Source organism: Kocuria subflava (genome assembly GCF_012163155.1).
In the GTDB taxonomy this organism is placed as follows: Bacteria; Actinomycetota; Actinomycetes; order Actinomycetales; family Micrococcaceae; genus Kocuria; species Kocuria subflava.
This window is the reverse complement of record NZ_JAAVUN010000012.1, coordinates 20,979-44,445: the sequence shown is the minus strand read 5'-3', so window position 1 is coordinate 44,445 and position 23,467 is coordinate 20,979. Positions and strand designations below refer to the sequence as shown.

Genomic DNA, 23,467 nt, shown 5'->3' with positions numbered 1-23,467 from the left:
CCGTAGAGCATCCTGGGTGAGCCGTAAAGGAAGGTGGCACGTGCCCATCCCCCATCCGTTCCCCCGCGGATTCGTCGTTCATCGCGGCGGTCACGACCTTCCGCTGCCGCCCGAGTGGGTCCGCATGGACCTGGGCGCCTCCGGTTGGACCTTCACCCACGATCCCTTGGAGCCGGCCCACCTGGCCGCTGACGACGACGGACGGTGGGTCCTGGTCCACGGCCTGTGCCTGTACGCCGGTGAGGATCCGCGGACCATGTTGCCCGGTGAGCGGCTGCTGGAGGCCTGGGCGGAATCGGAGCACCGGTTCTTGGAGACCCTGGATGTGCTGGGCGGACGCCATGTGGTTCTGGCCGGGGAAAATGAGGATGTCTGGCTTTACCAGGACGCGTTGGGGATGCGTTCGGTCTACTTCTCCGAAGGGGCCGATCTGGCCGCCAGTCACCTTCATCTGCTCAACAGTCTTGTGGAGCATCAGCCTCGCTCCGATGAAGAGGGGGCGCAGAACACGGCGGCAGCCTGGAGCCGCACCCCACTGCTGGGCGTCGATGCCATGTTGCCCAACCACAGATTGCTGCTGGGCAGGTGGGCTGTGGAGCGCTTCTTCCCGCGTGAGGCCAACGCTTTCACGGGCCTGTCGGTCCAGGAACGCGTGGAATTGGTGCGCACCATGTGGGGCCGGCAGATGAGCGACTTGGTACAGCAGGACGTTCGACTGGTGATGTCCTTGACCGGTGGTGCGGACAGCCGCACCAATCTGGCACTGTGCTGGCAGCACCGCCAACAGATGGAGATGTTCACCTACACCACAAAGACCTCCGGCAAGTCCAAGTTCCTGAAGTCATACGCTCGGGACAAGGCGATAGTGGACCGGTTGTTGGACTTGGTGCCCGGTGCCAAGCACAAGTATTTCTATCTGGAGGACAGGAATGCGGCTCTGAATCCTGAGCTCCAGGAGGTTGTTCGGTCCAACACCACCGTGAATCACGGTGCATGGTTGCTGCCCCACTACATCCGAGAGTTCGACTCCCCCAATTACGTGCATTTGCGTGGATTCGGCTACGAGGTCGGGCGTGCGTACTGGTCTGTCACGGAGGACAACAACACCGTCGAATCCTTGCGCCGCCTTTTCTTGCAGCGCATGGAACGCGTGAAGTCGCCCGAGCCCGAGGACCAGCGAGTGGCGTACTTCGATCAAGGCCTGGGGCGCTGGGAGTACGACGGGGACCTGCACGATTACCACAAACGTGACCTGTACTACTGGGAAATGCGCATGGGCCGCTGGGGCAGCGAAGTCATGAATGAAACGGACGTCGCTTTCCAAACCTGCGTGGGTTTCAACGTCCGCCGCATGCTGGAATTGAGTCTGTCCTTCCCTGTGGCCGACCGGAAATCGGGGTTCTTCTTTGCCGAGTTGATCAACGCCGCGCACCCCGTCTTGAACTTCCTGGGGAAGAATGACGTCCGGAATTTGTACGAGATCATGCGCGATGAACGCCGTAATGCTGCCAGGGCGACTGCAGCTCGGGAACGCGCCCGCGTTGCCCTCGACGACGACCTGGTCATCAGTCGGATGGGCGCAAGCGCTGCCCTGCTGCCCACCAGCGGGCAACAGGTGGAGATTCCCCAGGAGTGGTTCCTTCCCGCAGTGACCTGCGGTCGGCGTTTTGCACCCCTGGAGCGCGACGGCGACCTTCGGTTCACCGTGACCTCGACCTACGGCCATGTCTCCGCGAAGGACTACTGGCGTATGCAGGTCTGGGTCAACGGGCGCCTGCAACTGTCCTGGGACGGTGGCGGCGCCAAACGGCCGGTACACGTGAGCGCCACTGGGCTTCGCGCTGGTGATGTGGTGGAGGTGGCCGCAATGGCCCTCACCGACCAGACGCTCAGCCCATCTTGGTCAAAGGCCAGCCGGGCCCAGATCGAAGACGTTCAGTTCGATCCTCAGCCGGCTGCGGGACCCGTGGCCGTTGGTGCCGATCACCCCGGTGTCACCCGGCCCCACTTTGGTTCCACGCCGCGGATGAGCCCTTACGATGTTTCATCCTTGACGCTTGAGGACTTTCCGGTGGACCGCCCCGCGCGGGTGGACATCGATCTGGGCGACACCGTTGTGCCGCTGCTGGTGGTGCGACGCCACGGATCGGATCAGGTGCTGACGTTGTTCAACGGAGCCGTGGATCTCGATCGCTCCCACGGAGCTCCCGTGTTTCAGCGTTCCTCCTGGTGGGAAGAGTTCCCCTGCTCCCAGATCTATGTGGCCGACCCAGGCAGTGTCGGGGAGCATGCACTGAGCCTGTCCTGGGGGCAGGTCTCTGAGACGTTGAGCGCGATTCCCGGTGCCATGTGGGCCTTGCGCGGACTGGCCGGAATCCTCGGCGCCACTGAGCCGGCCGACCGCCTGTATTTCGGGTCCTCGGCCGGGGGCTTCTGGGCCTGGTCCTGCGCCGTGTTGGACCACGGTGCCCGTGCCGTGGTCAACAACGCCCAGATCGACTGGACACGGTGGATGGCGGCAGCCGTCAACGAATTGCGGTCCGCACGGTTCCAGAACCAGCTGCCCGCCGATCTGCGCACGGCCTACCCCACGCGGACCAACGTGTTGAAGGCTTGGGAGGCGCAGGGCTTCCCCACCGAGGTGACCTATTGGGTCAATGTCTCCTCCGGGCATGACCGGGTGGTGGATCTGCCACAGGTGGAGGCCTTCGCAATGTCCCACCCAGAATTGACCCGCAACTTGAGCATTCGCCGATATGAGGATGAATCCAGCGGTCACAACCCGATGGGACGTTCCAACACTGTGGCCGCCATCTGCGAAAGTTTGAACCGATGACACTGCGCGTCGGCCTGGTGGGATTCTTCGGCTGGGGCAATTACGGTGACGAACTCATGCGCAGCATCTGGGAAAAGCAGCTGCCATTCGACACCCGAGTGGTCCACGACTTGTTGGACAAGCCGTATTTTTCCAAGCAGGCGCGGGAAATGATCGCGGACTATGACGCCATCCTCATCGGCGGTGGCGACCTGATCATCCCGAGGCAAGTTTCACCGCTGTACTGGAATACAGCACTCGTGAACAGGCCGTGCCTGGTTTCTGGAATCGGGGCAGGGCTGGAGGACTCGATTGTTCGTACACACGTTGACGCCCACGTGATCAACTTCCTCAACCATCCTCGCGTGGACCGAGTATCCGTACGCGACGACGGAACTGCGTCCTGGATCAAGGATCACGGTGGACCCGAAAATGTTCTGATCACTCCCGATCTCGGTTTCGCATACCCCCTCGACACGCACCCTCTAATTCCTCGAGACGCGAATTGCGGGTGCGGTTCTGTGGGCATCGTGGTGCGCAAGAAGCTGAGTTCCGACATGGCCCCCGCCGTCGATCGTGTGCTGCGTTGGGCCAAGGACCGGGGGTCCTCCGTCGAGTTTCTTGTGGCCGCCACAGGGCGTGAGGCCTTTGATGAGGCAGCCACCGTCCAAAAGCAGTGGCCGGATCTGCCCGTTCGGACGGAATCCAGCATCCAAGGTGTCACGGATGCCCTGTCCGATTACTCGGTGGTGGCCTCAGGGAAGTTTCATGTCTCGCTCATGTGTCTGCGTATGGGCATTGCAAACCTGACGCTGCGTGGTACACACAAGATCGAACAGTTGGCACAGCAGGTGCAGGACTCGGGCCTGTCCACCGTGATCCAGCCCCAGCACTCGGACGATGCCATAGAAGACTTGGCATATCGGCCCGTTCCGAAAGATCGCGTGACCCATCTGGAACGCGGCGCGGTGGCCGAGATTGCCGCGGTGCACGACTGCCTGACGGAAATAGCCTCTCAGTGTTGACGCAGCCCCAGCCGCGACCGCAGGTCTTGGGCGAAAGTTGAACTGACCGCTGAAGGATCCAGGTGGGCAATTCCATCCAATACGTCAGTCTGTGTGGTGCTACGTGCCAGTGCCCGGAGTGCCTTCAACTGTGCGGCGTATTCGTCAACCGCAGCGTTCGCGTCCAAGAAAAGGGCCGTGTGCGGCGGCAAAGTCTCCCGCAGGACGGGAGTGTCCGTTGCCAGGACCGGGAGACCGAAACTCTGATACAACAACGCCGCACCGCTGTTCAGCGAACGGGTGTAGGTGACCAGTCCCGCGTCTGCGGCGCGCAAGAAGTACTGAGCCTTGGATCCTGGAATCTTGGAAGGCTCCATCAGGACCCGATCGTGCAGCAGACCCCGGCTGATGAACTCTTGCACGTCGGGGTGATCGTCGGCGCCACCGGCCACCAACAGACGGTAGCGGCCCGAAGGGTCCTGGTCCAGAAGCTGATCGAAGGCCTCCAAAGTGCGCAGCAGACCCTTGTATTCCTTGAGCGCGCCGAAGACCAAGAACACGGTTTCGTCGTCGTCGATGCCCAGCACCGCGCGGGCTTCTGCCCGTGAGGTGACGTCCTCATAGGCGCCTCGATAGTGCGGATGAGGCGCCACCAGGACCTTTTGCGCATCCACGTTCGTGTACTCGGCCAGGGCCGCCGTGGTTGATGCAGCCATGGTGTGGATGACATCGGAACGGTCGGCGATGCCCTGCTGCAGCGCCAACTCGGCCTCCAGATGAGCTGCATCATGGGGGTAGACGTTGTGGGCGGTCCACACCAATTTGCCGCCCAACTGCTTGAAGCGGTCGATACGCCCCAGAATTCCGCTGACCTTCGTTTGTGCACGTTGTGCATCCGGCTCACCGGCCAGCACCCAGTTCACCCAGTGCAAATGCAGAGTGATGGAACTGGCACGGGATTTGTGCAGCATGAGATCGCGCAACTCGAATGGCTTCAGCAACGGAGCCACCGCGAATCCGTGATCAGGGAAACTCCGGTAAAGAAGTGCTTGATAAGGATTCATGCGCGCAACGGAGGTGTAAGCCAAGACATCCGGTTTGCCGTTGCGGTGATCGGCTGCTTTCAGGGCTTGGTGAACTTCAAGGTACGGGCTGACCTCAGAAGCTTGGAAGCCCGTGTAGTTGACCTTCACAGGATGTGCCCCCCTTCTGCGGTCCCCATGTGGTGTGTGGCCTGGCCGGTCTCAGTGACTTTAGCGAAAGCCGCAGCGTAACGTGGTCCGTTCGAGGTCCAGCTGCGCTCCGTCGAAGCCCACCTGTGACCTGCATCGGCCAGTATTAGCCGTCTTGCAGGATCGTTCTCCAAATCGTGGAGCACGGATGCCAGTGCTTCCGCATCGCCCGGCGGAAATGTCAGGCCGCGCTCAGGTGCCGCCACAATCTCTCGCAAGGCGGGCAAATCCGATGCGATCACCGGCCGCCCGGTCGCCATGGCCTCGAACGGTTTGAGCGGCGTGACATAGGTGGCTGCTCGTTCATTGATGCGCGGTACCACGAATAGATCGATCAGCGAATAGTACGCGGGAATCCGTTCATGCTGGACGCGGCCGATGAAGTGAACGCGGTCAGTCACCCCGAGTTCTTCGGCCAGACCCTCCACCACAGCTCGGCGGGGACCGTCGCCCACAAGCACACAGTGCAGTTCACTGCCGCGCTCACGCAGAACTGCGGCGGCCTCCACCAGGGTCTCCTGTGATTCGCGATAGTGGTCCATGTTGGAGACGTAGCCAAAGGTGGGAACGCCGGCCAGGCCAAGTGACGAGGCCAGTTCCTCGTCGCGATCCTGACGGGTGAATATTTCGGTGTCCACACCGTTGGGAATGATGTCGATCTTCTCTTGGGCAATGCCGCGGGCGACCAAGTCGTCGCGCATGGCTTCCCCGATGGTCAGGACGCGATCCGCCTCCTGCATGCACAGCAGTTCCGTGGCCATCCGACGTTCGTAGGTCTCCCCGGTTGCTTCGCGTTCATTCTCGGCGGTCCAGTTGGCTTCGAAAAATGACCTGACTTCGTAGACGAATGGCAGGCCGGTCTTGCGCTTGAGCGCCAGTCCCACCAAAGCCGTTTCGTAGCCTCGGCGTCCGGAGCTGGCGTGAATGAGCGCAGGCTTGATGATCTTCACCTTTTGGAACGCCAACTCGGCCCAGATCTCCAACATCTGGTCGGCAGGTATGTCCTTGGCCGCAACGCCTCCGAGATCGAAGTGATAGTGCCCGATTCCATCGAGGCGCATCTCCGAGCGAGCCTCCCGGTTCGCCTCCGTGTTCCACGGGAAGCCGGGTTCCGTGAGCACGACCGGCTTCAGACCGGCCGCGAGCTCGGCCTTGAAATTGTAGTGACTCCGGGAGCAGAAGCCGTTGGAAAGGTACGGTGCTGATTCTTTGACCAGATGCACCACGGTGTCTGCCGATGACGGCGTGATGGTTTCAGGCTCGCCGCTGATCCGGGGAACCCATCCGGAGATTTCGCGAATGCGCCCCTCCAGCATCCGCACCGAGGCCGCGCTGGCCTGACGCAGTTGCATCAACTGGTAGCTGGCCTCCAGGCTGCCACTGATACTCCCCCGTTTGGCATCAATCGAGCGCGACAGCTTTAGATAGCTGGATTCCTTGTCCCGAACGCGGGAATCCACCACATCTCGAACCCGCGCCGCCTGGTCGAAGGCGTGTTGGCTGAACAGCCAGGTAGCGGAGCGAATGAGTTGCTCCGGGGCAGGCTCTGGGTCCAACGCCAACAACTCGTCCACGTAAGCCCGGAACTTGGCGTCGGTCGAGGTTCTGGACGTTCCTGTTTCGGGTCCAATGTTCGATCTCACGGTCACAGGGAAACCTCCGAAATGTCTTTTATACACGTGCTTTGGACCGAATGGCATACAGAATCAAACAGCTCCAATACCATAACCAGGGCAACACTCATCGTGCATCTGGGTGGGCGGTGTTCATGGGCTTGATGTACATGCGGGTCACCTAATCCTCGATCATTTAATGGTAGTGGTCAGATCTAGCGTCAGCCCTTTTGTCCGCAACGACAGAACTGACCCTGGTGTTGCCTGGCCAAATTTGGGAAAGCGTATCGAGCGAGGTGGACTTTCGGCCCCACCACTGAGAACCCTGGGTTCGATGTTGCTTGCACTGGACCACTCCATGGTGATGACGGGAATGCCATTCTTGGTGAACTGAGCGGTGGTCCCGGACGGCAGTTCAATGGCGATGCCGGGCCCCGCATGCCATAGTACTTCGAGGTGATGTTCGCGATTGTCATGAAATGTCACTCGATCCGTCACCTCAGTCGTAACGGTTTGTGGGTCAGTGGACCAGTCTTCAGCCACGGTGACGGATCTGCTGTGAAGCCATTGTGATGATCGAGAGTTGTACCCTTGCACGTCCATGACCACCCGAGGCCGTCCGGTGTGAATGGTCCTGTCGCGAAAAGCAATCCCGCCGGGTTTCGGATCCACCCGCGGAAGGGAGCGTCCATCCACGACGATGTTGTTGTGCGCCCATTGGCTGAATGCATAGGTGGTCAAGGGGTCCGAGTGCTCGTATCCATACGGGCCTGCCTCCGACAGCACGAGATCGCCGCCCTTGTAGTAGAGCAAAGACAGGTCGTCGCAGTGATGATGGTAGTTGGCCCTGTACCCGGCCTTGAACATGATCCAAATGGCATTGGTGTCTGGCCAGCGCGAACGATAGTAGGCGTATCCGGCCTCGGGAAAAATGCCTACTCGCCTTGAGGGGGAGGTCCCGTAGCGCCCCCCTGTCATGGAAGATCTGAACTCATTGCCCGTGAACGTATCGGAATGATTGGAGGACCAAACCCTGAACTGCTTGGTGTCGCTCAAGGGTGGCAGTCGGCCGTTGGGGAGGATTGAGTGGACGGCGTATTGCTCGGCGCGGCTGTAGACCTCAGCCAAAGGCGCCCACTGGGCAGGCTCAACATGTTGGACGATTGGCAGCGCATCGCGCAGTGATCTTGCAGCCATGAGGTGGTACCCGGGGCTGTTCTCCTTGTGGACGCCGTCTTCGGTGAATGATGCCGTGAAATATGCCGCCAGGCGTTTAATCGCAAGGTGCGCATAGCCGCTGACCTCGGCCGGTGCCAGTGAATCCGTTATCTCTCCGGCCAGAGAGAGGGCAAGAAGGGAGAAGTCCTGGAACATGCCGTGATTGTTCTCACCGGCGTGGAACCAATCGGCGGCCAGCAGCTGCGCATGCTCACGCAGCATCCGTTGCGGCTGCGGCCGTGCGCCCGGGCCGATGCGATCCCAGTGCTCGATGATCAGTCGGCTCAGGTGCAGGCTGCGCTGCGCCGTGGTCTCATCGTGGAAGGCCATGGCGGACTGTGCATCGTCGGCACCTGCCAAGGCTTCCGGGCCTGCGGGCGTCGGGTGCCCGTCGGCCCAGGTCACGAACATCTGCGCGCAGGTTGTCACGGCATCGTTGCGGTCCGGCAAGACGGTCGCGTGCCAGTCGGCCAGGAACAGGAAACCGTGGACGTAGCGCAGATTGGTGCGTCCGGTCACCGTTGCCCACGTCAGGGTGGGGTCGGCCGGGATTGGTCCCAGGTGGGGATGCTCCAGGCGACCATCATCCAGCAACGCTTCGGCCCGACGTCGTGCCACGTCCGCGGCGTGCTCAGGCACCAGGGCCAAAATCGCCTGGGTGACGGGTTCCAATCGCACCGGAGCCGGGTCAGTCACGGTGCTCCCGTCAGAGGGGGTGTGGACAAGGTCTGCCTGGAATCCCCTTCCTTGACGAAGAATCGGAAACGAGACTGTCTGCCTGCCGCCAATGCAAACGTGAGGGTCCGACTGTCCGGGCTGTACGGCACCTTGTGCGCGGCATTACCGTCCTGAACCAGGTAGACGGCCGCAGGGGTCCGGGGGTTTGCCGGGGACACCATTTGCAGCTCGACCTGCCCACCGGTGACGGACGTGATGAACTGCCATCCCTCGAGTTCGTACGTGGATACATCGGAGACCCCGATGGCGTTGCGCAGTAGCTGCGGCATGAGTTGGCGGAACGGCGTTCCAATCCCCGCGTGATCAATGCCCGGCAGCGTTACCACCCGCGGTGCCGGTGCCCCCGTCCCATGGACCATGTCTTGCAGTACCGGTAGGTGATCGCGGAAGTGGTGATCTTTGTCCCCGATGACCACCGTCACCTGAGTGGAATCGCCCAGCCGGGCAATGTAGGGACGCAAGATGTCATCGGCCCAGGCAATGTCCTCTTGAGAAGTCCCGCCCGTCATGAACTTCAGAATGTTGGGATGTGGTGAACTCAAGAAGGAACCGATCTTGATCTGGGGTGCGCCCGCAATCACGGTGGCGGCCCCTAGCTCGGCAGCGAACATCAGTGCCGCCGTCCCACCCTTGGAGGAACCCACCGTGTGCGTGTGATCCGGCTGTGTTCCCAGGTCCAGCAGCGCTGCTTGAAGCGCAGCAAGCACGGACCTGTGGATGCCCAGATGCCGATGGTGACTGTGGAAATAGGCTCCTTGGTCGCCAAAGTCGTCCAGCACGTAGATCTTGTGGGCCGGAAGCGCGTCCAGCGAGCGCTTGTAGTTGTACGTGAAACTACCTTTCGGGCCCAACGCTGAGAACACCACAACCGCGTGTTCGGCGCCGGGCACCGGATCCACGTAATAGTTGACCGGAACTTCACCCAGGAAGCGCCTCCAGCCTGTGGCCTCCGGAGTGAGACCCCAATCCTGGTAGAGGAATTCCCTCGAACGGATTTCCGTGCGGATTTCATACACGTCAGGTGCGCCGTCTTCCGTCACCGCTGCCGAGTCTGCCGTGTCTGTGGTCTCTGCCGGGTTGGCCGACTCGGCAGTGGCTGCAGAGTCCAGAACCGTGATCTCCACACAGCCGTGGGCGAAGGCAGGATTGGGCAGCCCACCGGGAGGTGGCCCGACGGGGTCGTGCCAGGTGACTGACAGCGGTGCCGTGGACTGCCAGGTCAGTTCCAGGGACTTGGTTCCGTCTCGGAAAACCTCGATGCCGGAACCGCGTAGCAACCACTGCTCACCCTCGGCGCAGGACCAAGTGACAGTGGGTGCTTGAGCATTTTCACCTGCGGCAACGAATCGATCAGTCACCGCCACACCGGTGGCGGTGCCCTCATGTTCGATCGCGGCGACCTGGCGCAGGTGTTCGCACGGTCCCGGGCCCTTGCGGTGCCGCAGCGGCCGCGGGGCTTCACTGTCCAGATGCTCGGGCAGCGGTAAGTGAAGCCCCGGGACCAGGCTCATCAGGCGCTGAGCAGTTGGTGTCACTGCTGTTCTACGGTCAGAATCAGCACGTCACGCGGTGCGAACTCTGTTCCAGGTTCCGGATCTTGATCCGTAACGGTGACTTCGCGGGTGTTTTCGATGTCACCGATTTCAGCTCCGTCCAGCTCATAGCTGAGGTCGTTCTCTCGGGCGAAGACGATGGCATCGTAGAGGGACCCCTCCGTGAAGTCGGGAACGGTGCCGTCCTCGGGTGGTGACGACTCAGCGGAGGACTCTGCGGTGGCCTCCGAGGTGGATTCCGTGGTCTCCGTGGCTTGAGAGGAGCTTTCCTCGTCCGCGGTGTCCTCTGCGCCGCCACATCCGGCAAGGGCAAGTCCGGCGGTCAGAGCGATGGCGGAGAGCAAGGCAGGACGGCGCAGTTGTCGGGGGGAATTGAACAACATCAGGCAGGTTCCTTTCGGATTTTTCTTGTGGGGGTTCATGGCAAGTGGTGAAAAACGTCCCGGGCACGGATCAGCTTCAGCGGGCGGGTGAGCCAACATCCAGCGTGATGTGCTGCCGGTCCTCCGGGGTTGTCCGGTGTCTCACTCGGATTCGGGGGTGTGCAAGTCCTGCCAGGGAGGTGGTGAATTCCCCGCGCCCGATCCACGGTCCAGCGGCAACCAGATGGGTCCCGTCAAAGACATCGAATCCGAAGTAGCGATGGGGCCCATCGGCAATCACGCGCGCAAGCCCCGGCGCCACGATCTCGGCCTCCGCCAGCAGCTCCGCAGGCTTCTGACGGGAAGCAGGTTTCAGGGCACCGGGCCAGGGAGACTCGAGCAGTGCGTGAGGGATCAGGTGGTCCAAGTCGGCATCGACCGCGGGTTCCGTCTTGAGGGCCTGCTGCAGCAGATCCACCGCCGGTGGGCACCAGGTACCCAGCAAGGAGGCGAACTGCAAGTCCGTGCCAGCATCGTAGGTGGTGGCCACATCGACTGCGGCGCGTTTCCGCCACCCGGCTGAAGTCCAGCCGATCATCGGCGACTCTTGGCCGTTGCGGATGTCCCGCCGGGTTTGTGGAGTCAAGGCGGCCACGTGAAAGTCAGCGGATTCACTGAACAGCGCGAAGCCCAGGGACAGCGCCTTGGCACTGATCCCTCGTCCACAGTGCCACCTCTGTTCCGCTTCCACGGGCTCATCAGCTTGGACGGCATCCAGCACAAGGGTCAGATCCCAGTGCCGCAGGTACACCACACGACGTCGGATGGTGACGTCGTCGTAACTGGGATCGGTGAGCAGGAAATCGACGGCGGCCTCCGTTTCCCGGAAATGCTCCAAGGTCACCGTTCGGGTTTTGCGGGGTGACTTGCCGGGCAACACGACCAAGTTGTGGGCAGCACGGGAAACCACGTAACGCCGGGTGGCATCCCGGCCGTAGTGGAAGCGTCCCTGATCATCCAACCACTGCACGCCGTTGGTCGCGTAGGTGAGGCTGGTGCCGTCGGCGTGCCCGTGCTGTTTATTCTGGGCCCCGAACAGAACCGTCAAGTAGGTCTCGTCCTGAAAAGCTCGTTCGCCGGTGCCCCATCCGCTGCGCACGTAGGCGTAGCCGGCGTCATACACCGCGGTGGTGCTGCTCGGATGGGCCCCACGCTTGCCCTGCGAGGTGACGAAGTCCGTGAAGGGGTGATCCACGACCGACGGGGAAGAACCATCCGTGTCACCAACGCGCGCGAATCGCCCCAACGGCGTGGTTTCGTGCGCCAGGATCTCCGGCACCAGTGCCAGCCGCTCGGCTGCCGGTGGCCGTTTGATGCCCTCAAGATCCAGACGTTTGAGGGTGTCCTCCCACCAGGTCAAGTTCTGCCGGTGATAGGTGATCGCACCTTCGGCGTTCATGCCTTGGTGATCCCACGCGGCTTCCAGGAACTGCTGAATGCCGTCCAGTGCGCGCTGGAGGAATTCTTGGTCCTCCAAGACCGCGCCCACCACGAACAGGCCGTTGAGCTGGTGCATGCCGTGGTTGCCGGGCTGTAAGTGCTCTGGATCCGCCAGCCACTGCCCGTGCTGACGGACAGATTCCACCAACCACGCCTGCTCCCCCACCAGAGCCAGGCCGAAGCACAGTTCTTGGGCGCGGATGCCGTCGGTCATGTCAATCCAGGCCCACTTGGATTCACTGGCACCGGGCGGGTTGGCCGCGATCCAAGACCGGGCATAGCGCTGCCACATCTCCGTGGCCTGGTGATTGCCGTTGAGACCTTCCCGACGCAGCGGATCCATCCAACGCAGCATGTGGAACTGGAACTGCCAGTTGAAATCGTCGAACGGGTCCTCGGTCCACGTGGGCTCGGCCGGTAATGACCACGCCTTGTGCGGCGTCATGACCAGCTTTCCGGCCAACAGGGACCGCACCAGCTTGGGATCTTTCGGCTTGGCCTGGAAATTGGAGCCAATCACCTGCCGCCGCGCCGCGTCGAGATTGACCATCAGGGTCCCGCCCGTTCGGCATCCTCGGCCAGGGCCGTGCCCGGGTCTTCCATCGGTCGGTCGATCTCCACGTTTGGATCAATTTCCACATCGGGATCAATTTCCACATTGGGATCAATGTCCACACCAGGATCGGTGACGACGTCGGGCACCTCCTTGATGGCCAGGATCGAGTGACCGTCGTCGTCGGTGATCTCCTCCAACTCGATTTCATAGAACGCAGCCAATTGATGCACCAGGTCACGGCATTCGGCCAGGTCTTGGAGCGCCACGTCCCGGTTGAGTTTGCCGAGGATCCATCCGGCCAGGAAAGGGCGGGCCCTGTTGGCACAGTAGGCCTGGTAGAGCCCCTGTTCCTTGAGCCATTCGGAGCGGGCCTGCTCCATGGGCAGGTACTTCCGGAAAAACCCGGGCCCCACGGTGTTGACCATCGAATTGGACACCGCGCCGTAATAGACGTGGATGGTCTCCCCGGCCAATGCAATGCGTCGTGCGCCGTGCAACATCTGTTGGAAGGCATAAGAATCCTGCCCCAGCGCGCCCAAGGGTTGGTGCATCCCGATGGAGCGCAGCCACCCGGTTTGAGCAACCAGAGCTTGAATGGACATGGGCTGGAAGTTGATCAACTCCAGCGCGTCGGCCGGTGAGCTGAGGCCACCCTCCCGGGACACCGGGAGGTGCTTGCTCAAGTGCCCGGTGTTGTCCACGCGCCACCGGCGGGTGGAGAGCTTGAGCATGTTGCCGATGGCAAAGTCGACTCCGGTGCGTTTGGCGATGTCCAGGAGGTTGGCGAAACCATCGCCCAGGGCCTCGTTGTCAGGATCCAAGTAGGTGACGAACGGTGCTGAGGCCATCTCCAGACCCTGGTTGCGGGCCCGCGAGGCGCTGCCGGACCCGCCACGGGGATTGGCGTAGGCCTTGACCTGATCGGGGTGGCGCTGTGCCAGGTTGCGCACGATCTGTGGGGTGACCCCGTCCGTGGAGCCGTCGTCGATCAGCAAGATCTCCATGCGGTCAAAAGCTGAAGACCGGGCCAAGGAGCGGAAGCACTTGTGTTCCAGGAACCGACCGTTGTTGTACACCGGCACGATCACGGTCAGTTCCGGATCGCCTGGCTTCATGGCGGGTACGGATTCGTGTGCGCGGACCCGCTCCACCCCGTCGGTGGCCGGGGTCGCCAATTCGATGGACTCGGTGGGGGCGATGTCCACGCTGAAGGGATCAATGGCGTAGGCCGCACCGCTCACGGAGCCATCGGCGAGCAGGCGTTGGCCCGCTTCCGAATCCAGCCACACAGCGCTGCGCCCGGCATCCAGTGACGCGTGTTCTACGAACTCGTAGGCTTCGGCGTGCTCCGTGGTGCCGCCACGTTGTGCACCCAATCGAGTCACGGTCTGCGCGTTCGTGTATGCGAACCCGTTAACCAACTCTTGAATGTGGTCCGGCCCGTAGGCGTAGTCCGGATCCAGGGTCACCGCAACGTCGAACTCGTCCCGGCGTTGGCCCAGTTGATCGTGATCCAGCACCGTGACAGGCAGCGATTGCTGATCGGCCAGCCGGCGCAGTTGCCTGGTCACCACCGGTGCGGTGACCGCCACCCGCGGCTGCGCCGGGTGGACATCGAATCCGGCAGAGCCCAGGATGTCGGCCATTCGAGCGTGAGCGGTGTGCTCCGTGAAAGCCCGGCGGATACCGGAGACCTGAGCGCGGTAGCGTTCCTCGCCCGAGACAGCCTCGAGTGTGGCACCGACATCGCGGGCGTTGTCGATGATCTGCACTTCGGGGAACAGATCATTGACCGCCATGGAGTAGTTGGAGACCACCAGCCCACCCATGGCCAGTAGTTCCACCACACGGTTGGCGAACATGGTGGGGCTGTAGTTGACCGAGTTCAGGTTCAGATGCACATCCACGGTCCGCTGCAGGCGCATCAAGTCGTCGTGGTCAATCCCCGGGCCCATGTAGGGCAGGTATTGGTCCGGGAAGTGGTAGCGCTCATCCCCCAGCCGGCTGTTGCGATCCACGATCAACAGGTCTCGCCCGGAGCCCAAGATCCCTTCGAACAACTGGCGCGCAGCCTGCTGGCGCTTGGGGTACTTGTGGTTCAGCCAAGAGCCCGCGAACAGCACACGCTGGTCCCGGATGCGGCGCGAACCCGTGGGGTTGTGTAGTGCCGGGTTCACCCCGAACGTGGTGGAGACGACGTTGCGGGCCTGCGGGCACTCGGCGATGTACTCGGGGATCTTGAGATCGTCCGAGGTCACGATGAAATCCGCCTCACGCGCCACGGGCAGGAACTTGGCGTAATTCGGCGGGTCCTCCTTGGAATAGAAGATCACCGGGATCTCCCGTCCGCGGGCGTGAGGGATGACCTCCGCACGTAGGAGATTGTTGGCACCGATGGTCCCGTGCCAGTCCTCGAACCGGCCACGCCAGGTGGAGGCCACCAGCAACGTGTCTGCCCAGTCGATGGTTTCCCGCCAGTTCTGCGGGGTCACGTAACGGATCTCCGCCGTGCCGTCCAAGGAATCGAAGAGCAACGCATCGCAAATCAACGCCACTTTGACGTTGTGCGGGATCAACGAACGGCTGCCCGTGAAGCTCGGCAGATCAGCGGCCGCGGCAACCATCTGCTCGACTTCAGTGTCCCGGGCGACTGCGGCGCGGCGTCGTTGGTATTCATCAACCGTGCGTGACGGGCTCCAGGCCACGGCCTCCGGTTTGGTGGCCAACGTGGTGCGGAAGCCCACCGAGGAGTAGTACTGGGCATCGGCCACAGCTTGGGTCTTGAGGGACTTCAGCTGTGCCACGCGCTCCTTGAGATTCGCCTGGCGTTTCAGCGCTTGATTGACATCGAGCTTGGCCATCAGCGCACCTTCGATCGCAGGCTCCAGTAGGCTCTTTGAGCCTTACCCAGCGGTGACGCCTGCAGGGCAGCCAGGCGCTTGGTCAAATATTCGTTCTTCTCACGCTCTGCAGCCAATGCGTCCTTGTGCCGATTCAGCTCTGATTCCAGCCACCAGATCTTCTTCTGCTGGGGGTCGTGCTTCTGCCTGTAGGCCTTGTTCTTGGCCTTGAGCTTCTTGATCTCCTGGTCGCGGCTCATCAGGCCGCTGAGAAACCCGATCTCCTTCTCATAGCTGCTGGCCAGCTCGCCGGCCAGGGAGGAAACATCGTGGGATTGGGTGCGCAGCACCTCGCGCAGTTGTTGCTGTTGGGGGGTCAATTCCTGAGCTTCGCTCATGCCGGATCCTTCCCTTGCTCTCCCGTCAGGGCATTGTCCAGGTCTTGGAATACTGTCGGCTCGGCCATGGTGTTGTCCACAAAAGCGAACGCAGTGGTCAGCAATTCCCTGCGGGCATCGGGATTGGCCTGCAACATGGCGATCCGCTCACTCATGTCTTGGAGCGAGGACACCAGCCAGTCCCGGGGGTATATCCGATCAGCCCCCGGCCACGCCAGGGACACCGGTACGGCTCCCGAGGCAGCACCGTCGGGCAGGGTCAGGTGGAAGGACTCCAGATCACTCACGGACAGTGCGTAGCCGATCCCTTGGAACCACTGCGCCATGTCGTCCCCGTGTGGATCGAACACAACGACGTCGTCGCGTCCCACCCGCTGTTTGAGCGCCTCGATTCGGGCGTAGCACTGGTTGTACCAGGCCATTTCGTCTTCGCGACGCAGCATCCAGGCGTAGTCCTCGGGGCGTTTGCCTTTGATCCGCAGCCGCCACCGGCAATCGCGCTGGGCAAGATCCTCGATCACGGTCACGGCGCGATCCAGCCTCTTGATCTGGGGAACGATACCCACCAGACCCAGGGTGAATTCGGCCTCCTCCGACTTGGGCGCCGCCAGTTCTTTGGCCCGCACGAAGTTGGGGATCACACACGCCTTGGATCGTGGCACGCCGTGAGAACGGATGGCTGCTTCCCGCATCAGTTCCCCCACGAACACGTACTGATCCACGGCCTGGTGATTGATCTGGCTCAGATACGGGCGACGGAGTTCTTGGGCGTGCACCCGCACCACCAAGCGTTGCCCGGGGCGGACGCGCTGTGAGTACCACACAGCGTTGCCCAGACCCCATTCGCAGAACACGGTGTCGGCCTGGGCCAACAGCTCCTGAGAGCGGGCGGGATCGTGCTCCACGTGGTTCTCCCACTGGTCGATCAGCACTCGGTGACCCTGCCCCTGAAGGTGATCGATCCACGGTTGAGCAAATTTGAGATCGTGACCTGCGATCAGGACGGCTCCGGCATCCTTGCGGTTTTCGACCTGCTCGCGGATTGCGTCGTCACCTGCGACTGCGTGCTGGGAGGAGGCGCGGGGAACGGTGAGATTCACCGGGTTCTGAGCGGCCGCCATGGCCTGGCCCACCGCCCCCGGACCCGATTCCGTGCCGAGCAGCTGCCTGCAAAGCACCATGCCACCGGACCGATCTTGCGCGGCGGGACCCGGCACCGCGATCTTGCGACCGTCTGCCGCATCTGTGCCACGGTGCCGGGAGACCAGAGCGTCCCAGGACCCCCACAAGCTCGCGTAGAGCAGGTCCTCGGCCCAAGTGCGTCCGGCATCCGCGGGGATCTCGGCCCACCACGTGACCGTCTCCGGTATCGGCTGCCCTGCATCCAGCACGGTCACCCCACGTGCCCTGGCCAAGGCCCGGTGGTGCTCGGATGCGCCGTCGGCACGGACCGCGGTGGGAGGTACGGACTGGTTGAGCACGCGTTCGAAGTCACCAGCCAAGGCGTCGGATCCCCAGGCAGGCAGCTGGATTCCGGCCACGCGTACACCGGCCGTCCGAGCCATCAGGATCAACGCCGATGACACGGTGTGGCTGCGCAGCACGGCACGCATCTGCATCCAGGCTTCGGCCAGGTGCTCGTCGGGGTCGTTGGCCCACCCGCCCAGGAAAGCCCGCCAATACATGGGGTTGTTCGTGTTGGGAATTTGACCGTCAAACACCTCGGTGATGGCCCGCGACCAGGCGGAGATCAGAACCCCGCCACTGGCGGCGATCTCCACCACACGTCGGGAAAACATGGTGGGTGAATCCGCCACGGAGTTCACGTTGAGATTCGCCATGTGGGATTTGTAGCTGTCCAGGACCTGGTCGTAGGGCAGGGCACCGTGGACGTCGTCGGCGAACTCCGGTGGGAATCGGTAGGGCGAATCCGGGATGGCCAACTGACGGTCATAGATCACCAGCCCGTGCTCCTTGGCTGCGCGCAGCAACTCCGTGAGCTGAGCGGAGCGTTGCGCGTAGCGCTCGCCGTAGAACGTCCCCGCGTAGGCCACGGTGTCTTCGTACGGGCGGTTGCTGGGCAGCGGGTTGTGCACGGCGGGGTCGGCGTAAAACGGCAACGACGACGCCGTGACCGCTGCCCCGTCCGCTCGGGTGTGCGCCTCGGCCAAGTAGCGCGTGATCATCTCCGCATCGGTGGTGAACACATGGTCCACGCGCGCTCCCGTGGCCCGGAACCTTTCGATGTGTACCGGGTCCTCCTTGTTCCAGAACACCGTGGGAACACCACGGTCACGGCACAGCGCCAACAACTCACGCAAGGATGCGTCCTCGTCCTCCGAATAGTACCCCACCCCCCGGTGCCACTGACCGTCGTTGCCGCTCCAGGCTGATTCGATCAGCACCAGGTCCAGTTGGCCGTCGATCTGGTCCCGGAAACCACCGCGGTCCAGAGGCACGATCGTGGCGGCGCGCTGCAGCGTTTTTGTGGTGAACTCATCTGCAATGAGACCGATCCGCAGCTGATCCACGGAACGTGCCACACCGGCGTCGTCGGCGTGGTGCCGCCGAGCCTGTTCATGGAAGCCGCGCACCGTGGTGCCAAGCCTCGACCATTGCCGTTCATCCACGGCCCAGAGTCGGCCGGCACGCCCCTTGGCCGTGCGGAGTTCGGGATCCGTGAGAAGCCTCTGCAAGGCATCGGCCAAGGCTTTGGGATTACCCGCTGCCGCAAGTTCACCGCGCTCCTGCCCCGCTCCCACCAACACCCGATGCGGGGAAACATCGGAGAGCACCACGGGCTTGGATGCTGCGAAAGCCTCCAAGGGCTTCAACGGGGAGACCATTTCCGTGACGGGCAGGGACTTGCGCGGACAGGCCACGATGTCCACGCAGGAAAGCAGCTGGGGAATTTCACCCGATGGACGACGGCCCACAAAACGTACTCGGGACCCCAACTTGTGGGCTGTCTTGTAGGCCTTGAGCTGTTCGTAAACGCCCCCGCTGCCGGCAATGACCATCTGGAAATCCAGTTTGCGGCCGCGCAAGATGTTGGCGGCCTGGACCAGGGCGTCCAGGCCCTCGTAATCCACCAGAGATCCTGCGAATCCGATCACGGGCACATCCAGGGAGATCCCGTGCTTCTTGGCGTAAGCCTCATCGCGCGGCAACGGTAGGAAGGACTCGGTGTCCACGCCATTGGGCAGCAGCTCGATGCGTTCCGCGGGCACTCCGCGCCGGACAAGCTCATCCTCTGTTTCTTGGGTGATGGCCAGGACCTGATCGGCCTGGGAGGCCACAAAAGCCTCCATCCGGGCCTGCCACGCATAGCGGTCGGTCTGCTCCCAGCCCTCTTTGGCCGAAGCTTCCGTGACCTCCCACAAGCCGCGGACCTCGTAGACGAACGGCACACCCAAGCGCCTGGCGGCGATCAAGGCCGGTAGACCGTTGAGGAAGTTGGACGCGGCCTGGATCAAAGTCGGGCGGCGCAGGCGCGCCTCCCGAACGAACGCATCCGCGGCCACCTGGACGTAATCATCCGGGCGCAAAGTGTTGAGATCGCCTTCGGGCAGGTGGACGTACTCCACCCCGTCCATGGACTGCACTTCACGACGACGTCGGGTGGGCTTGTCGGCGGCCGAACTCATGTCCCACGGGTAGCCGGCACGTGCCGTGACGAACACATCCGCGCCGGCTGCCCGTAACCCGTGGACCACCCCGCGGGTACGGATGCTGTAGCCGTTGGAGTGATAGACGGGGGTTGAGTACGCGCAGTACATCACCCTGTCGGCCTCCGGCACATAGGCGGGACCGGGGGACCTCTGCGCAACGATTCGGTCGAGGACTTCTTCAAGTCGCGCGGTGCCGCGAATCTTGCCCACCAGTTGGGCCTGCCCTGCCGTCATCTCCGGTAGCAGCTCAGTGTGGCAATCGATCAGTTCCAGGCAGTCTCGAATCCTGCCCTCCCGGTACCACATCCGGTTGAGCACGGCCGCCAGCCACGTGGAACTGGGCTGGGTCTCCAGCAGGTTCATCAGGGCCGAGAGATCCAACTCCGCAGGTGGGGTGTTCGGCTCCGGGGTGGCTGGGCCGGCTTCTGCGCTGGATTCTCCGGTGGTTTCTGCGCGACCGTGGGCCGCTGTCTCGGAGGGTTCGGGGTCCGTGCCCGTTGAACCGGATTGCCCAGCCGTTCCGGGGGACTTCTTCTCTTCACGCTCCTTGAGTTGCCTGCTCAGCTTGCCCTTGGCGACGGTTTCGGCCTTCAATGCCGTCTGCAGTTGTCTGACCTGGGCCGTGAGGTGCCGCACCCGTGCCTGCTGGGACTCCAACTGGGCAAGGGTGTCTTCGGGTGAGCGTTGAACCTGTGTCCTCAGCAGGCGCCGGGTGTGCCGGGGACTGCGGCGTTCGTCGTCGTGCACTGGCGATCCTGGGCTCAGCGCCACAGGCCCTTGGTGTCCACAACTTCCTTGCCGGCCAGTGCGGTGGCGGGCAGATCCTTGAACTCGTCGTGATCCACCAGCAGCAGCACCACGTCGGCGCGGTCGATCGCCTCACGGTATTGGGCGAATTCGATGTTGGCCACACCCTCCAGGGACTTGGGCAGGCTGGTGACATTGGGCTCGACGGCCAGCACCGTGGCGTTCGGAGCCGAGGCGGCCAGTTGTTTGGTGATGTTCACGGCAGGTGATTCGCGCAGATCATCGATGTTGGCCTTGAACGCCAGACCAAGAGCAGCGATCACGGGGGATTCCTTGTGTGATGCGGCTTCCTTGACCTTGTTGATCACCCAGTGCGGCTTGCCGTCATTGACCTCGCGCGCCGTGCGAATGAGGTTCGAGTTCTCCCGGTCGGAGGAGACGATGAACCACGGGTCCACCGCAATGCAGTGTCCGCCAACGCCGGGCCCGGGCTGCAAGATGTTCACGCGCGGATGGTGATTGGCCAGTTCGATCAGTTCCCAGACGTCGATCCCGAGCTTGTCGGAAATCAGCGACAGCTCATTGGCGAAGGCGATGTTGACGTCACGGAAAGAGTTCTCCGTGAGCTTGGCCATCTCGGCGGTGACGTCGTCGGTCTCCAGCAGTTCGCCCTTGCAGAACGTCTCATAGACCGCCCGACCGCGCTTGGCGGCCTCCGGGGTCATGCCGCCGATGATGCGATCGTTGGTGATCAACTCCTCCATGGCACGGCCGGGCAGGATGCGCTCGGGGCAGTAGGCCAGGTGGATCAGCTTCTTCTGTCCTGCCGCCGCTTCCTCGGGATCAACGGTCAGATCCGGGCGAGCTGCGATCAGAACCTCCGCCAGCTTGCGGGTGGTCAGCGGCGGTGAGGTGGACTCCAGGATCACCAGCTCGTCGCCCTCCAGCAGCGGCGCGATATTGGCCGCTGCGGCCTCAATGTAGGAGGTGTCGCCTTCGTAGTTCTCCTTGAACGGAGTGGGCACCGCAATCACATAGGCGTCACCGGACTGCATCTCGGTGTGGGCCGTCAGGTTGCCTGAGTCGACGGCCTTCTTGAGCTCCTCCTCCAGCCCCGGCTCCACAATGGTGACTTCGCCGCGGGAGACCCGCTCCACCACGGATGTGTTGACGTCAACGCCGCGGACCTGAACGCCGCTGTTGGCCAGGGTCACAGCAGTGGGTAGGCCGATGTAGCCCAGGCCGACGAACACGACGGTTTGCTGATTGTGCGCCATGGAGGGGGTTTCCTTCGCGATAGGGATCAGTTGGGTGGCGGACCGCCGCGGTGGTGGGCGACCACATTTGAGGTGACAGATCTGGGGGGGAGGCCAAGTTGGTTAGGTCATCATATCCGCACGTGATCCAACCAGTCCCCCATTGAGGTGACAACACCGGTGGACACGATGTGTTGGTCCGTCACATTCCAGGTGTGACCGTGTCCACCACGGAACTGACGGAAGTTGAATCGGTCCGATGCGTAGACCCGGTATCCGTGGTCGATCACCTCGGCCAGGAAAGTGCTGTCCTCACCCGTGGTGCGGTGCTGGAACGGGTGGGCCTCGAACAGCTCCCGGCGGCCCAGAATCGTGGGTCCCATGACGAAATCCGTCCACCGATGCTCACGTTCGGCAAAGCGCAGCAAGGTCAGATCGTAGGACTCCACGTACAGGTAGCTGGCCTGCTTGCCCACCACATCGGCGCCGGTCACGCGCATGACGGCCAGTTGATCGCGCAAATAGTTGGGTCCGTACCAGTCGTCGTCGTCCATCTTGGCGATCACCGCACCGTGGGACACGGAGACACCCGCGTTGAAGCACTCCCCCAAGGACCACTCCTGCGGCGCCGTGACAACCTCAACCTCGGGGATCCCGAAGGCCCGCGCCTGATCGGAGAGCGAATGTTGATCCGGATCGAAACCGTGGCAGACCACCACGAGTTCCAACTCCACCTCCACCTGGGAGCCGATGGTCTGGATGGCCTGGGTCAGGTTCTGCGGGCGATTGGTGCACAAGATCGCTGAAACCGTGGGCTTGGCGGGCAGCCACGGGGTGCCGTCGTCGCGCGGGCCCAAAGCGACCTCCAGCACGGTGGCCGCGCGGTGGGTGTAGGTGTGCTCATCCCAGATGCGCCGTTGTGCCTTGCGCACGGTGCGATCGGCCAGTTCCGGGCTACGTACCAGAGTGCGTACGACGTCGGCCGCCGCGGCCCGGTCCGCCACCACCGGCAGCTCATCCTGTGGGAAGTACTCCCCCACGGCCGCCGACGGCGTTGAAACCACCGGTGTTCCGCGGGAGATGATTTCAAAAATGCGTCGGGCACACATGGAGGGTGAATCCACCACGGAGTTCACGTTCAGGAACACCTTGTAGGCCTGGTAGGCGGTGAGCATTTGCCGGTAATTGAGGGAGCCCACGACGTGTTTGTTCAGCGGCGACGGGAATTGATAGCGGTCATCGTCTCCTAGATAGCGGGAGAAGATCTCCAGTCCACGGCGCATCTTGGGTGAAACATCCGCGGCGCCCCCCAACAAGAGGTCCATCTGTTCGCGGCGTTCCGGGAACTTGTGAGCGAAGTACATGCCGCCAAAGGCGACGTCGCGATCGTGGAAGCCATGGGCGGGGCGCGCGGGTGAATGCACGGCCGGCTGTGCTGCGAATGCCAGAACTCCTACCCGGTCATGACCCAGGTCGCGCCGGTAGTGCTCCACGCGATTGACGTCAGAGGTGAACACGTGGTCGAACAGCCCGGCGCATTCCAGGAAATCCGCGTAATGCGGAGGGTCTTCCTTGTTCCAGAACACGGTGGGAATGCCCCGGTCCTTGCAAGCCTGGATCAGGTCGCGGAAGGGCTGTTTGACGCCGGAGGCACCCGTTAGCTGGTACTGCCATTGGTCGTCGTTGCCGTGCCACGCGGATTCCACGAACAAAAGGTCGGGCCGGTGGGCGTCCAACTGCTCCTGCCACCCCTCCCGGCGCAGCGGGATCTGATTCCACTCGTGCCCGAATGCCTGGGCGGAGAAGTCGTCCAGAATCGTGGCCACGGCCACGTGCGGATAAGGACGTTTCCACTCGATGGGCAGCTTGGCCTCGGCAAACGTGACACGCCCCGCCGTCGTCGTGGTGGACGAGGCGGTCACTGCGGGTAAGTTCCTCCGCCGGAGATACTTGCGCACTTGAGC

The 23,467-nt window shown here is 62.7% G+C and carries 13 protein-coding genes; 2 read left to right on the top strand and 11 right to left on the bottom strand.

All coding sequences use genetic code 11. The features are described 5' to 3' along the window. The first annotated feature begins 40 nt into the window (after positions 1–40). Positions 41–2,836, top strand: coding sequence for a hypothetical protein (locus tag GTW58_RS07480; RefSeq protein WP_119932787.1), 2,796 nt, complete (start codon positions 41–43; stop codon positions 2,834–2,836). Then, the gene (locus tag GTW58_RS07475; protein ID WP_119932786.1) at positions 2,833–3,840 is read left to right on the top strand and encodes a polysaccharide pyruvyl transferase family protein; all 1,008 of its coding nucleotides are present in this window, start codon (positions 2,833–2,835) and stop codon (positions 3,838–3,840) included. Before GTW58_RS07480 ends, GTW58_RS07475 begins: the two co-directional genes overlap by 4 nt. Here the strand turns inward: GTW58_RS07475 and GTW58_RS14985 are convergent. From GTW58_RS14985 to GTW58_RS07420, 11 genes are all read right to left on the bottom strand, one after another. Further along, entirely contained in the window at positions 3,831–5,012 is a 1,182-nt protein-coding gene (locus GTW58_RS14985; protein ID WP_119932785.1) for a glycosyltransferase family 4 protein, read from the bottom strand. The two genes, GTW58_RS07475 and GTW58_RS14985, sit on opposite strands and share 10 nt — an antisense overlap. Further along, on the bottom strand, positions 5,009–6,694 hold the full coding sequence (locus GTW58_RS07465; protein WP_168023491.1) for a glycosyltransferase family 4 protein: 1,686 nt from the start codon (positions 6,692–6,694) through the stop codon (positions 5,009–5,011). Before GTW58_RS07465 ends, GTW58_RS14985 begins: the two co-directional genes overlap by 4 nt. Positions 6,695–6,856: 162 nt before the next feature. Further along, positions 6,857–8,578, bottom strand: coding sequence for a heparinase II/III domain-containing protein (locus GTW58_RS07460; RefSeq protein ID WP_119932783.1), 1,722 nt, complete (start codon positions 8,576–8,578; stop codon positions 6,857–6,859). Then, entirely contained in the window at positions 8,575–10,155 is a 1,581-nt protein-coding gene (locus tag GTW58_RS07455) for a hypothetical protein (RefSeq protein ID WP_157980474.1), read from the bottom strand. The genes GTW58_RS07460 and GTW58_RS07455 overlap by 4 nt, the downstream gene beginning before the upstream one ends. Continuing rightward, entirely contained in the window at positions 10,152–10,556 is a 405-nt protein-coding gene (locus GTW58_RS07450) for a PASTA domain-containing protein (protein ID WP_119932781.1), read from the bottom strand. Before GTW58_RS07450 ends, GTW58_RS07455 begins: the two co-directional genes overlap by 4 nt. Positions 10,557–10,632: 76 nt before the next feature. Continuing rightward, positions 10,633–12,585 (bottom strand): heparinase II/III domain-containing protein, encoded by a 1,953-nt coding sequence (locus GTW58_RS07445; protein WP_119932780.1) that lies wholly within the window; start codon positions 12,583–12,585, stop codon positions 10,633–10,635. Beyond that, positions 12,585–15,452, bottom strand: coding sequence for a glycosyltransferase (locus tag GTW58_RS07440; protein ID WP_119932779.1), 2,868 nt, complete (start codon positions 15,450–15,452; stop codon positions 12,585–12,587). Before GTW58_RS07440 ends, GTW58_RS07445 begins: the two co-directional genes overlap by 1 nt. Next, entirely contained in the window at positions 15,452–15,829 is a 378-nt protein-coding gene (locus GTW58_RS07435) for a hypothetical protein (protein ID WP_119932778.1), read from the bottom strand. The genes GTW58_RS07440 and GTW58_RS07435 overlap by 1 nt, the downstream gene beginning before the upstream one ends. After that, positions 15,826–20,247: a glycosyltransferase gene (locus GTW58_RS07430; RefSeq protein WP_119932777.1), complete on the bottom strand. Its 4,422-nt coding sequence runs from the start codon at positions 20,245–20,247 to the stop codon at positions 15,826–15,828. Before GTW58_RS07430 ends, GTW58_RS07435 begins: the two co-directional genes overlap by 4 nt. A gap of 14 nt (positions 20,248–20,261) precedes the next feature. Then, positions 20,262–21,524, bottom strand: a complete 1,263-nt coding sequence (wecC, locus tag GTW58_RS07425; RefSeq protein ID WP_119932776.1) for a UDP-N-acetyl-D-mannosamine dehydrogenase — start codon at positions 21,522–21,524, stop codon at positions 20,262–20,264. Between the two features lie 110 nt (positions 21,525–21,634). Next, entirely contained in the window at positions 21,635–23,425 is a 1,791-nt protein-coding gene (locus GTW58_RS07420; RefSeq protein WP_342453299.1) for a glycosyltransferase family protein, read from the bottom strand. Positions 23,426–23,467 lie beyond the last annotated feature (42 nt).